Origin of the sequence: Bradyrhizobium tropiciagri, from assembly GCF_001189845.1 — a bacterium.
GTDB lineage: Bacteria > Pseudomonadota > Alphaproteobacteria > Rhizobiales > Xanthobacteraceae > Bradyrhizobium > Bradyrhizobium tropiciagri.
In genome coordinates this window covers 139,021-152,275 of record NZ_LFLZ01000005.1, presented here as the reverse complement: position 1 = coordinate 152,275, position 13,255 = coordinate 139,021, and the positions used below count along the sequence as shown (strand labels likewise).

11 protein-coding genes are annotated in these 13,255 nt (G+C 65.0%); 9 read left to right on the top strand and 2 right to left on the bottom strand.

Going from position 1 to position 13,255, the window contains the following annotated elements; genetic code table 11:
* Positions 1–216: 216 nt before the first annotated feature.
* Together AKN84_RS06510 and hrpB are read right to left on the bottom strand one after the other, a co-directional pair.
* Positions 217–1,668: an NCS1 family nucleobase:cation symporter-1 gene (locus AKN84_RS06510; protein ID WP_050419923.1), complete on the bottom strand. Its 1,452-nt coding sequence runs from the start codon at positions 1,666–1,668 to the stop codon at positions 217–219.
* A 217-nt stretch (positions 1,669–1,885) separates the two neighbouring features.
* The gene (gene hrpB / locus AKN84_RS06505; RefSeq protein ID WP_050419922.1) at positions 1,886–4,420 is read right to left on the bottom strand and encodes an ATP-dependent helicase HrpB; all 2,535 of its coding nucleotides are present in this window, start codon (positions 4,418–4,420) and stop codon (positions 1,886–1,888) included.
* Between the two features lie 216 nt (positions 4,421–4,636).
* On the opposite strand from hrpB, the gene AKN84_RS06500 reads away from it, so the two are divergent.
* From AKN84_RS06500 to AKN84_RS06465, 9 genes are all read left to right on the top strand, one after another.
* A complete protein-coding gene (locus AKN84_RS06500) occupies positions 4,637–5,716 on the top strand; it encodes an acyltransferase family protein (RefSeq protein WP_050419921.1) in 1,080 nt (359 codons plus the stop codon).
* A 244-nt stretch (positions 5,717–5,960) separates the two neighbouring features.
* Positions 5,961–6,572: a sigma-70 family RNA polymerase sigma factor gene (locus AKN84_RS06495; RefSeq protein ID WP_050419920.1), complete on the top strand. Its 612-nt coding sequence runs from the start codon at positions 5,961–5,963 to the stop codon at positions 6,570–6,572.
* Positions 6,573–6,985: 413 nt separating this feature from the next.
* Positions 6,986–7,681: a cytochrome c biogenesis CcdA family protein gene (locus AKN84_RS06490; RefSeq protein ID WP_050419919.1), complete on the top strand. Its 696-nt coding sequence runs from the start codon at positions 6,986–6,988 to the stop codon at positions 7,679–7,681.
* Positions 7,682–7,699: 18 nt separating this feature from the next.
* Entirely contained in the window at positions 7,700–8,278 is a 579-nt protein-coding gene (locus AKN84_RS06485) for a thioredoxin family protein (protein WP_050419918.1), read from the top strand.
* Between the two features lie 127 nt (positions 8,279–8,405).
* Entirely contained in the window at positions 8,406–9,812 is a 1,407-nt protein-coding gene (locus AKN84_RS06480) for a cytochrome ubiquinol oxidase subunit I (RefSeq protein ID WP_050419917.1), read from the top strand.
* Entirely contained in the window at positions 9,809–10,810 is a 1,002-nt protein-coding gene (gene cydB, locus AKN84_RS06475; RefSeq protein ID WP_050419916.1) for a cytochrome d ubiquinol oxidase subunit II, read from the top strand. The genes AKN84_RS06480 and cydB overlap by 4 nt, the downstream gene beginning before the upstream one ends.
* Complete coding sequence (locus tag AKN84_RS44670; RefSeq protein ID WP_128970495.1) at positions 10,810–10,938, top strand: DUF2474 domain-containing protein; 129 nt, start codon at positions 10,810–10,812, stop codon at positions 10,936–10,938. The genes cydB and AKN84_RS44670 overlap by 1 nt, the downstream gene beginning before the upstream one ends.
* 170 nt (positions 10,939–11,108) lie before the next feature.
* Complete coding sequence (locus tag AKN84_RS06470) at positions 11,109–11,702, top strand: L,D-transpeptidase (RefSeq protein WP_050419915.1); 594 nt, start codon at positions 11,109–11,111, stop codon at positions 11,700–11,702.
* A gap of 64 nt (positions 11,703–11,766) precedes the next feature.
* Positions 11,767–12,804 (top strand): amino acid ABC transporter substrate-binding protein, encoded by a 1,038-nt coding sequence (locus AKN84_RS06465; protein ID WP_050419914.1) that lies wholly within the window; start codon positions 11,767–11,769, stop codon positions 12,802–12,804.
* Positions 12,805–13,255 lie beyond the last annotated feature (451 nt).

The window sequence follows — 13,255 nt, the reverse complement described above, 5'->3', positions numbered from 1 at the left end:
AACATGATGATTAGGTTTCATCTGGAGCGGCGGCGGAAGTTCACCTCTCCCTTGGGAGAGGTCGCGCGTAGCGCCGGGTGAGGGGTTACGCTCTCTCGTTGGAGCCGCAGCCCCTCACCCGATTTGCTGCGCAAATCGACCTCTCCCCAATGGGGAGAGGTAAACCCAGCCTGCGATCCCGATTCGAGCCAAACTCATTCTGCCTTCGGCGATCTTTCAGGCCGTTTTCGCGACCGGGCTCGGCATCGCAACGCGCAGCGCGTAATAGACCGCGCCGGCGATCCCGACGCCGAAGAACCAGCCATAGACCGCCCACCAGGCCGGCAGGATCGAGGTGAAATTCGGCAGCACCGACGAGAACAGGGCGCCGACCGCGGCCGCGACCAGCGCGCTGACGTTCCAGCCGTTCTGGAAGCGATATTCGCCGTCCTCCTGATACAGCGCGGGCACGTTCACGCGGCCCTTCGCGATCAGGTAATAGTCGACCATCATGATCCCGAAGATCGGCCCCATGGTCGCGCCGATCAGCCCGACGAACGAGGCGGCGCTGCCCTCCCAGGGCGCGAACGGATACAGCGCCAGCGCGATCAGCGCCGCGATGTAGCCGCCCTTCTTGAAGTCGATCTGCCGCGGAAACACGTTGGAGAAATCGAACGCCGGCGAGACGAAATTGGCGACCACGTTGATGCCGAGCGTCGCCACCGCAAAGGTGACGGCCGCGAGCAGCGCCAGGAACCAGCTGTCGAACTTCGCCGAGATCTGGTCGGGATGCAGCAGCACCTCGTGGTAGACGTTGAACGCCGCGATCGTGGTGACGCCCGCGACCAGCGAGAACAGGATCAGGTTGACCGGCAAGCCCCAGATATTGCCCTTGCGTAGCGCCTGCACGTCAGGCGCGTAGCGCGAGAAGTCGCAGAAGTTGAGATAGAGCGCGGCGAAATAGGTGATCCAGGTCGCGGCGACGGCGCACAGCGCCGGGAACGAGCCGGGCACGCCGGGCACACCGGCCTCCTTGGTCTTCTCCAACAGCACGTCCTGCGGGATCGGCGCGGTGAGCGAGATGCCGCCGGCCGCGACGCAGAGATAGATCGCGAGGATCAGCATCATCAGCCACACCGCAGGCCCGGCCCAGTCCTGGAAGCGCCGCACCGTTTCCATGCCGCGCTGGATGATCAGCAGCTGCAGCGCCCAGATCACGACGAAGCAGATCACCTCGAGCGTGGAATGGCCGAGCATGTGGCTGGACTGGTGGAACGCCTTGAAGCCGTCGATGCGCGTCAGCAGCGCGACGATCGCGCCCGAGGCCGCCGCAGTCTGCGCGCCGTACCAGAAGCAGGCAACGATGGCACGCACCAGCGCCGGGATGTTGGCGCCCCAGACCCCGAACGAGGCCCGCGCCAGCACCGGATAGGGCACGCCGGTCCGCACCCCGGCATTGCCGATCAGGCTCATCAGCACGAAGATCACCAGCGAGCCTATACCGATCGCGAGGATGAAGTTGACGAAGCTGCCGCAGAGCAGGAACAGGCTGGCGGCAAGATAATAGCCCCAGAGGCTGTGAACGTCGGAGGTCCAGACGTTGAAGATGCTGAAGGCGCCCCAGTTGCGTTCCCTGGCCGGCGCCAGGTCTTCGTTATAGAGCGACGGCGATGCGTTCTTGATCTCCATGGCGGTCTCCCCAGATTGCGAGCCCGTGATCCCATCCCAGCCCGCAAATCTAACCATTGTTGGGGGACACTTGCCAGCGCTCCGCCGCGGATGGCGCGAAGCGCCGCCGGATGACAGGCTCCGCGAAGCAATCCATCCCTCCGCGCCCGCGGAGCCATGGATTGCTTCGTCGCTATCGCTCCTCGCAATGACGGGGTGGCATGAAATTCGTGACCCGTCACGTCCCGCGCGGTTTCACGCGCCTGGTCGGCATCGCGTTGGCGGGATCTTCCGGCCAGGGATGGCGCGGATAGCGGCCGCGCAGGTCGGAACGCACCGCGGCGTAACTGCCGCGCCAGAAGCCCGGCAGATCGCGTGTCACCTGCACCGGCCGCTGCGCCGGCGACAGCAGCTCCAGCACCAGCGGCACTGCGCCCTTGGCGATCGAGGGATGGGTGTTGAGCCCGAACAGCTCCTGCAACCGCACCGCGATGGTCGGGCCCTGCTCGGCCTCGTAGTCGATCGCAAGCTGCGTTCCGGTCGGCGCCTCGAAATGCGTCGGCGCCTCGCGATCGAGCCGCGCGCGCAATTCCCACGGCAGCAGCGCCATCAGCGCGTCCGACAGGTCGCCTGCCGACAAATCCTTCAACGCGGTCTTGTCGTAGAGCGCGCCCACCAGCCAGTCGTCGGCGCGCGCGGCAAGCGCGGCATCCGACAGATCAGGCCAGCTCTCGTCTTCGGCCTTGCGCAGGAACATGACGCGGTCGCGCCATTGTTTCGCTTGCTTTGACCACGGCAGGCGGTCGAGCCCAGCCGCGATCAGGCCGTCGGCGAACACCCGCGCGGACTCGGCCGATGGCTTGAGCGGCATCGGCGCTTCCGACAGGGTGATCGCATGCAGCGAACGCCGGCGGCGCGCGCGCAGCGCCATCGCGCCGCGGTCGAACGTCACCTCCTCGACATTCTCGATCTGGTCGGCGAAGCGCTGCTCGATCTCGTCTTGGGTGATCGGTGCTGCCAGCAGGATGCGGCCGCTCGCGGCCGTGCCGGTCAGTTCGGCGACCGCGATATAGCTCAGCCGCGCCAGCGCCGCGGTCTGCTCGACGGCGGCACCGCGGCCATTGGCCAGCACGAAGCTGCCATTGCCGCGGTTCTTCGCAACCCGGTCCGGGAATGCGAAGGCCAGCATGACGCCGGTGGAGAGATCGCCGCTATCGGCAGACCCTGCCTTTGCGGGCCCCCCTCCCCGGCCCTCCCCCACAAGGGGGGAGGGAGAAGAAAGTCTCTCAGACCTCTCCACCTGCGAGGCCCAGCGCGCGGCCATGCTGCGCGCGCTGGATGCGCGCTGCGAGCGGTCGCGGCGGAACTGGTCGAGCCGGACGTCGAGATCGACGCTGTCGCCGCCGAGCCCGCGCTCGGTCAGCACGGCGGCGATCTCGGCCGCCTCCTCACCCATACCGAAGCGGGCGGAATCCACGATCATCCGCGCCAGCCGCGGCGGCAGTGCCAGCGCGCGCAGGCTCTTGCCTTCCTCGGTGATGCGGCCATCGCCGTCGAGCGCGCCGAGCTCCGACAGCAGCGATCGCGCTTCCTTCAGTGCCGGTCCCGGTGGCGGATCGAGGAAAGCGAGGCCTGAGGGATCGCTGACGCCCCATTGCGCGAGGTCGAGCACCAACGAGGACAGATCGGCGGAGAGGATTTCGGGTGCGGTGTAGGCCGGGAGCGACGCGGTCTGCGGCTCGTCCCAAAGACGGTAGCAGACGCCGGGCTCGATACGGCCGGCGCGGCCGCGGCGCTGATCGACCGCGGCACGCGAGGCCCGCACGGTCTCGAGCCGGGTCAGCGCGATATCCGGCTCGTAGCGTGGCACCCGCGCCAGGCCCGAATCGACCACGATGCGCACGCCCTCGATGGTCAGCGAGGTCTCGGCAATTGAAGTCGCCAGCACCACCTTGCGAATCCCCTTTGGCGCCGGCGCGATGGCGCGATCCTGCACGGTGGCATCGAGCGCACCGAACAGCGGCACGATCTCGACCGAGGCGTCATGCACGCGCTCGGCCAAGAAAGTCTGCGTGCGGCGGATCTCGGCCGCGCCGGGCAGGAAGGCGAGCACCGAGCCGGCATCGGCGCGCAGCGCGGTCGCGATCGTCTCGGCCATCTGCCGCTCCACCGGCGCATCGACCTTGCGGCCGACATAGCGGGTCTCGACGGGGAAGGCGCGACCCTCGCTCTCGACCACAGGCGCGTCGCCCAGCAGTTTTGCGACCCGCGCGCCGTCGAGCGTGGCCGACATCACGAGGATGCGTAAGTCCTCGCGCAGGCCGGTCTGCGCGTCGCGCGCCAGCGCAAGGCCAAGATCGGCATCGAGCGAGCGCTCGTGGAATTCGTCGAACAGCACCGCGGCGACGCCGTTGAGCTCGGGATCGTCAAGGATTTGGCGCGAGAAGATGCCCTCGGTGACGACCTCGATCCGCGTCGCGCGCGACACCTTTGAGCCGAAGCGGACGCGATAGCCGACGGTCTCGCCGGGACGCTCACGAAGCGTCTTCGCCATCCGCTCGGCGCTGGCGCGCGCGGCGATGCGGCGCGGCTCCAGCACGATGATCTTCTTGCCCTTGGCCCACGGCGCATCGAGCAGCGCCAGCGGCACGCGCGTGGTCTTGCCGGCGCCGGGCGGCGCGACCAGCACTGCGGCATTGTGGCGATCGAGCGTGCGGTCGAGCTCGTCGAGCACGGCGTCGATCGGCAGCGGGCTATCGAATTGGTGCGGCAAGGAGTCTCATCGCAGGCCACGGCGCTCGGCCAGCCTTGCGTCCTGTGGTTAACGAACGTCGGATTCTCTTAGGATTTCCGGGCCTCTTAGACCATTCGCCTGGTCCAGGGAACCGGGGACAGGGCCCAGGTTCGCTGGCACAGCCTTTGTACTGATAAAGGAGAAAGCAACCGATCGGGCCGATGATAGGGCCGATTACGCCGAAACGGGACAAGGATGACCACAAACGGTACAGCCGCTGCAACAGATCGTTCCCTTGATCGATCACTTGGGAAAGCAAGCGCGCGCGTCGATTGGGTCGACTATGCCAAGGGCATCTGCATCATCATGGTCGTGATGATGCATTCGGTGCTGGGGGTCGAGAAGGCCGCCGAGCAGACCGGCTTCATGCATTATGTCGTGATGTTCGCCAAACCGTTCCGGATGCCGGACTTCTTCCTGATCTCGGGACTGTTCCTGTCGGTCGTGATCGACCGCAACTGGCGCACCTATCTCGACCGCAAGGTGATGCACTTCGCCTATTTCTATGTGCTGTGGGTGACGATCCAGTTCGGCTTCAAGGCGCCGTCGCTGGCTGCCGAGGCCGGTTGGGCCGAGGTTGGGCGGCAATACCTCGTCGCCTTCGTCCAGCCGTTCGGCACGCTGTGGTTCATCTATCTGCTGCCGATCTTCTTCGTCGTCACCAAGCTGACCCGCAACGTCCACCCGCTCATCATCTGGCTGATCGCAGCGGCATTGGAATCGGCGCATGTGGCGACCGGCTGGTACGTGATCGACGAGTTCAGCGCCCGTTTCGTCTATTTCTTCACCGGCTGTGTCCTTGCCGATTACGTGTTCGCGCTGTCAGACCGTGCGCGCTCGCGGCCTGCGGTTGCCCTGCTCGGGCTTGTGCTGTGGGCGCTCGTCAATGGCGGCCTGGTTGCGCTCGATGTCAGTGAATGGCCGATCGTCTCGCTGGCGCTCGGCTTTGCCGGCGCCTGCGCGATCATCGTGACCGGCACGTTGCTGGCACGGGCGCACTGGGTCGGCTTCCTGCGCTTCTGCGGCGAGCATTCGATCGTGATCTACCTCGCCTTCTTCCTGCCGATGGCCGCGACACGCACGGCTCTGCTGCGGCTCGATGTCATCCCCGACATCGGCCTGGTCTCGCTGATCGTGACCGCGGTCGGCGTCGCCGGCGCGCTCCTGATCTGGCGGCTGGCGCTGGCGGTCCGGGCCAATTTCCTGTTCGAGCGGCCCGACGCATTCTGGATTGCCCCGAAAAAGGCAACGCCCGCTTTGCAGGCCGCCGAATAAGCCCCGACAGTGCCAAAAGTCATGGCCCGGAATCGTTCCCACGGGACGATTCCGGTCACTCCAATTTTCCGTGCGTTGAAATGACTGGCTTTTTGGTCCCGAATGTTTCGTCGCCAGGGCCGCGACGAAACAATTCTCCCCGGTCACGAAACCATTTTCCGCCTTTCGCGCAGACATCCGGAAACCGGCGCTAACTAGCTTTCTCCCAACGAACCGCCGCCCAACGGCGAACTGGGAGCCTGTCATGCCGAACGTCATCGCCATCAACGCTGCAGCCGAGAAGCAAATCGATGCTGCTCGCGCGACCTCGGATGAAATGCTGCTCGCGCGTATCGCCAAGAATAACCGCACCTCGATGCACACGCTCTATGCCCGTCACAACGTCCGGGTCTACCGCTTCGTGCTGCGCATGGTGCGCGACACCACGATGGCCGAAGACCTGGTCAGCCAGGTGTTCCTGGACGTCTGGCGCACTGCGGCCCAGTTCGAGGGCCGCTCACAGGTCTCGACCTGGCTGCTCTCGATCGCCCGCTTCAAGGCGCTGACCGCGCTGCGCCAGCGCAAGCACGAGGACATCGACCAGGAAGACGTGCTGGAGATCGCTGACGGCGCCGACACGCCGGAAACCTCGCTCGACCGCGCCACCACCAGCGAGATACTGCGCGCCTGCGTGGCCAAGCTGTCGCCGGCCCACCGCGAGATCATCAACCTGGTCTACTACCATGAGAAGTCGGTCGAGGAGGCCGGCCAGATCATCGGTATCCCGCAGAGCACGGTGAAGACCCGCATGTTCTACGCCCGCAAGCAGCTCGCCGACCTCCTGCGGGGCGCCGGCGTGGACAGCGTCGCGGCTTAAAGTAAAGCAAATTCAGATATTTAGGAGGAGACCTGGGAATCCGGGCAATTGTTGACGAAGCCAAAAAGGTTCGGCGACGAAACAATTGAAACAATCGACGACATCACCCGGAAAAACGCGATCTCTATACACATACCCAACGACGCGACGCCAACCCCAATTCACCGGACCAGTTTCGATACCTCCCTAGTTCTAACCTCCCAAGTAACCTCCAACGACCCGGCCGGGATGCCCCCCAGCCGGGTCGCTCTGTTTTTGGCGCGAGGTCGTGAGGCCAAGCGCGCGCCATCTCACACAGACGTGACGGCGCCTGCGATCGCTCCAACGTAACGGCCGAACTCTCATCGCGAAGAACATCAGGCGTACCCGGCACGGCCCTCTGGCGCGCCGGGACTTCTGATGGACGGACGACGATGCTCAGCCTTGCCCTTGCCCTGCTTGCCGGTGTCGCCACCGTCGCTGCCCCTTGCACCCTGCCGATGCTGCCGATTCTACTTGGGGTATCGATAGGCCAGACCGGCAAGGCGCGGCCTGCGATGATCGCGCTCGGCTTCGTGATGTCATTCTCTGCGGTGGCATTGCTGCTGAGTGCGATCACGCGCACCTTCGATTTCGATCCCAACGCGCTGCGGACCGGCGCCGCCATCCTGCTCGCGGGCTTCGGCCTGTTGATGATCTGGCCGGCGCCGTTCGAATGGCTGGCGATCCGGCTCAGCGGGACCGCCGGCAGCCTCGGTCAGGCTGCGCCGTCGCAGAGCCTGTTCGGCGGCTTCGTGCTCGGCACCACGCTCGGCCTGGTGTGGACGCCGTGCGCCGGTCCGGTGCTCGGCTCGATCCTGACCATCGTCGCGACCTCGAAGGATACGGCGTGGGCGAGCCTGCAGCTCGTCACCTACGCGATCGGCGCCGCGATCCCGATGCTTGCCATCGCCTATGGCGGGCAGGCCGTCACCACCCGCGTGCGCAGCATGGCGCGGATCGCACCGCGCCTGCAGCAAGGCTTCGGCGTCGTGATCATCGGCTTCGCTGCGCTGTCCTACCTGCAATACGACACGCTGATCGTGGCGTGGCTGACCCAATTCTATCCCAACGGCCAGATCGGCCTGTGAGCTCACAAGGAGGTATCGATGTCCCTGCGCTTGATTGCTGTATCCGCTCTGGTTGCCGGCCTTGGCCTCGGCGGCGCCGTGATCCCCGGCCTCTGCACCGAGTCCGACGCGCCGGCGCAGCCGGTGCCGCGGGCAGTTGCGATGACGACCGGACAGAGCCAGACCGCGCCCGAGTTCGCCGGGATCAGCAACTGGTTCAATTCGCAGCCGTTGAAGCTTGCGGACCTGCGCGGCAAGGTCGTTGTGGTGGATTTCTGGACCTATGGCTGCGTCAACTGCGTCAACACGCTGCCGCACGTCACCCAGCTTTATTCAAAGTATCGGGATCGCGGCCTCGTCGTGATCGGGGTCCACACGCCGGAATTCCCGTTCGAGCATTCGGCCACCAATTTGCAGGCCGCGCTGAAGCGGCACGGCATCGTCTATCCGGTGGCGCAGGACAACAATTCGCAGACCTGGAACGCCTACGGCAACCAGTATTGGCCGGCGCAATACATCATCGACCAGAACGGCAAGATCGTCTTCCAGCATGCCGGCGAGGGCCAGTACGAGGAGATCGACCGCACCGTCGCCCGGCTGCTCAACGCCAATAGCTGATTGGACGTTCCGTCCTGTATTGTCGTCATCCCCGGCGTGGTAGGGTCCACGACGGGGGTGACGCGATCGCGAACGCGCATGTCGTGGCCGGATCGCGCCCCAGAGCGTTGGCAATGGATGGTGCGTGATGTTCGAAGGCTGGGATGCGGTCGTACTCGCCCGCGCGCAATTCGCTTTCACGATGTCGTTCCACATCGTGTTTCCCGCATTCTCGATCGGGCTTGCGAGCTATCTCGCGGTACTGGAAGCGCTATGGCTGATCACCAAGCGCGAGGTCTACATCAACCTGTTCAATTACTGGCTGAAGATCTTCGCGGTCGCGTTCGGCATGGGCGTGGTGTCGGGCATCGTGATGTCCTACCAGTTCGGCACCAACTGGTCGTCGTTTGCTGACAAGACCGGGCCGGTGATCGGCCCGATGATGGCCTATGAGGTCTTGACCGCATTCTTCCTCGAGGCCGGCTTCCTCGGCGTGATGCTGTTCGGGCTGTCGCGCGTCGGCCCGAGGCTGCATTTCCTGGCGACCCTGATGGTCGCGATCGGCACGCTGATCTCCGCGTTCTGGATCCTGTCGGCCAATTCCTGGATGCAGACGCCGACGGGTCATGCGGTCAATGCCGACGGCCAGTTCGTCGCCGCCGACTGGCTCAAGGTGATCTTCAATCCCTCCTTCCCCTATCGCCTCGTGCACATGGTGCTGGCGGCCTACCTCACCACCTCGCTGGTGGTCGGCGCGGTCGGCGCCTGGCACCTGCTGCGCGACCAGCATCTGGCGGGGGCGCGCGTGATGTTCTCGATGGCGATGTGGATGGCAACCCTGGTGGCGCCGATCCAGATCCTCGCCGGCGACCAGCACGGCCTCAATACGCTCGAGCACCAGCCCGCCAAGGTGATGGCGATGGAAGGCCATTTCCAGAGCCACAAGGACGGCGCGCCGCTGATCCTGTTCGGCTGGCCCGACCAAAAAGATGCCAAGGTGAAATACGCGATCGAGGTGCCGAAGCTGTCGTCGCTGATCCTGAAGCATTCGCTCGACGCCCCGCTCGCCGGCCTCGACACGGTGCCGCGCGAAAACTGGCCGCCGGTGCCGATCACCTTTTGGTCGTTCCGCATCATGGTCGGGCTCGGCTTCCTGATCATGGGGCTCGGCCTGTTCAGCCTGCTGATGCGCTGGCGCGGACTGCTGTACCAGACGCCGCTGCTGCACAGATTCGCGGTGCTGATGGGCCCGGCCGGCTTCATCGCGGTGCTCGCCGGATGGATCACCACGGAGACCGGGCGGCAACCGTTCACGGTCTATGGGCTGCTGCGCACGACGGATTCGGCGTCGCCGCTGGCGGCGCCGGCCGTGGGCTCCTCGCTGATCGCCTTCATCATCGTCTATTTCGCCGTGTTCATCGCGGGCGTGATCTATATCTTGCGGCTGATGGCGCAGCCGCCGCACCCCGGCGAGCAAGGCCCCGCGACAAATATCCCCGCGCGCGCCGCCGGCATCACGCCGGCTGCCGGCGCTGCCGTGGAGGGCGCGCGATGATCGACCTGACCACGATCTGGGCCTTCATCATCGCCTTCGCCGTGTTCGTCTATGTCGTGATGGACGGCTTCGATCTCGGCCTCGGCATCCTGTTTCCGCTGTTCCCGCAAAAGGCCGATCGCGACGTCATCATGAACACGGTGGCGCCGGTGTGGGACGGCAACGAGACCTGGCTGGTGCTCGGTGGCGGCGGCATGATGGCGGCATTTCCGCTGGCCTATGCGGTGCTGATGCCGGCGCTCTATACGCCGATGATCGCGATGCTGCTCGGCCTCGTGTTCCGGGGCGTCGCCTTCGAATTCCGCTGGCGCACCCAGAAGGCGCGCAACAAATGGGATCTCGCCTTCGCCGGCGGCTCGCTGGTCGCGACCTTGGCGCAGGGGATCGCGCTCGGCGCCATCCTGCAGGGCATCCATGTCGAGGGACGCCACTATGCCGGCGGCTGGTGGGATTGGCTGACGCCGTTCAGCGTTCTGACCGGCATCGCCCTAGTGATCGGCTATGCGCTGCTCGGCGCGACCTGGCTGGTGATGAAGACCGAAGGCGAGCTGCGCGAGCGCGCCTATCAGCTGAGCTGGATCCTGCTGGTCGCGATGCTCTGCGCGATCGGCGCCGTCAGCATCGCAACGCCGTTCCTGGCCGTGCAATACACCCAGCGCTGGTTTGCCTGGCCCAATATCATCCTCACCGCGCCGGTGCCGATCGCGGTCGCCGCGGTCACCGCGCTCTTGCTGCGCGCGCTCGGCAGCAAGAACGACCACCAGCCGTTCTTCCTGACGCTGGGGCTGTTCGCCCTGTCCTATGCCGGGCTCGGCATCAGCATGTATCCGTACATCGTGCCGCAGAGCATCACGATCTGGCAGGCGGCGGCGCCCGCCAACAGCCAGATCTTCATGCTGGTCGGGGTCTCGATCCTGGTGCCGCTGATCCTCGGCTACACCGCCTGGGCCTATTGGGTGTTCCGCGGCAAGGTGCGCCCCGGCCACGGATACCACTAATGTCGCCGGCTCCGAATCAGCGGCCGCTGGGCCAGCGCTTGCTGTGGTTCGTGGCGCTGTGGCTCGGCGGCGTCGGCACGGTGGCCCTGGTCTCGTTCGCGTTGCGACTCTGGATCGCGCCGAAATGAGGCGGCCCGCGCCGCGTGCTGCCGCCCCCGATGACAAAAAACGGAAGCATTACAGTGATCTAGTGTGACGCCCGCCCTAAACTTGCCATCAAGCTGCCGCTGAGATTTGATGTTGCCGCGATTTGAGGTGGAGCAACCATTTGGCCGCTCGCCAACAAGGAGAGCTTTGCATGACGAAACTTCGTCACCTGGTCTGGATGTTGATCGCCACGGGCGCGCTCGTGCTGTCGACGTCGCAAGGCTTCGCCCAGAATCGTCCAGATGCCGACGAGCCGGGCCTGATCGCCGACGACAGCTACGAGCTCGACCCGGAATGGCAGAAGCAGGTGGTGTACTACCGGACCAATGAGGCGCCGGGCACCATCATCGTCTCGACCGCCGAACGCCATCTCTACCTCGTGCAAGGCAATGGCCGCGCGCTCCGCTACGGCATCGGCGTCGGCCGCGACGGCTTTCAGTGGCAGGGCCTCGTGACCATCACCCGCAAGGCCGAGTGGCCGGATTGGGTGCCGCCGCCGGAAATGATCGCGCGCCAGCCCTATCTGCCGCGCTTCATGGCGGGCGGCCCGGGCAATCCGCTCGGCGCGCGCGCAATGTATCTCGGCACCACGGTGTACCGCATCCACGGCACCAACCGGCCCGACACCATCGGCACCGCGATCTCGTCCGGCTGCTTCCGCCTCGTCAATGCCGACGTCGCCGATCTCTACAACCGCGTCCCCGTCGGTACCAAGGTGATCATCCGCCAGAAGCCCGAACTGTAATCTCGACCCACCCGCCTTCGATATCCGACCTGCTTTTCCCCCGATCATTCGCGAGAGAGAACCCATGCGTACATTTCGAGGCGGCCTGACGATCGGGCTCGCGATCGCCGCGCTGGTTGCGGCCGCCGCCATCACCTATGAGCGTTACGACACCCGCACGCTGAAGCGCACCGTCCGCCGCGGCGACGTGCTGTGCGGCGTCAACAAGGGCCTGCCGGGCTTCTCGATTCCCGACGATAAGGGCAACTGGACCGGCTTCGACGTCGACTTCTGCCGCGCGGTCGCCTCGGCGATCTTCGACGATCCGACCAAGGCCAAGTTCGTTCCGCTCGACGCCAGCGAGCGCTTCAAGGAGCTGCAGAACCGCAAGGTCGACATCCTCTCGCGCAACTCCACCTGGAGCATGTCGCGCGAAACCAATTACGACCTCTATTTCCCGGCGGTCGCCTATTATGACGGCCAGGGCTTTATGATCCCGCGCTCGCGGAACATCGATTCCGCGCTCGATTTGAACGGCAGCAAGGTCTGCGTGCAGGCCAACACCACGACGCAGCTCAACCTCGCCGATTATTTCCGTGCCAACAACATGAAGTACACGGAGATGAAGTTCGACAAGCTGGACGATGTCGTGAAGGCCTATGATTCAGGCCAGTGCGACACCCTGACCTCGGACGCCTCGCAGCTCTATGCACTGCGCCTCAACCTCTCCAAGCCGAACGACCACACCATTCTGGCCGATATCATCTCCAAGGAGCCGCTGGCGCCGGTGGTGCGCTTGCGCGACGACGACTGGATGATGATCGTGAAGTGGACGCTCTACGCCATGATCAATGCCGAAGAGCTCGGCATCACCTCGAAGAACATCGACGAGGCGCTGAAGTCCAAGAAGCCTGAAGTGATGCGACTGGTCGGCACCGAGGGCGCCTATGGCGAGGATCTCGGCCTGACCAAGGACTGGGCGGTGCGCATCATCCGCCATGTCGGCAATTACGGCGAGGTCTACGACCGCAATGTCGGCGCCGATTCCAAGCTGAAGATCCCGCGCGGCATGAACCAGCTCTGGAGCGCCGGCGGCGTCCAGTACGCGCCGCCGATCCGGTGATCTTTCTCCGGCGTCATTGCGAGGAGCGATAGCGACGAAGCAATCCATCGCTCCGCACCCGCGGTGAAATGGATTGCTTCGCTTCGCTCGCAATGACGGACTACTCAAGCCGCCGCATCCCCCGCTGTCATCACCCGCATGCGCGAAAGCAGGTGATCCAGTACGCCGCGGCTTCTCGGCTTAAACACGACCGTCTCTGGAATACTGGATCGCCCGGTCGAGCCGGGCGATGACGGTGTGGTGTGCGGCGACGGCATCCACTACGCGCCGCTGATCCGGTTATCTTTCTCCGGCGTCATTGCGAGGAGCGATAGCGACGAAGCAATCCATCGCTCCGCACACGCGGTGAAATGGATTGCTTCGCTTCGCTCGCAATGACGGACTACTCAAGCCACCACATCCTCAGCTGTCATCACCCGCATGCGCGAAAGCAGGTGATCCAGTACGCCGC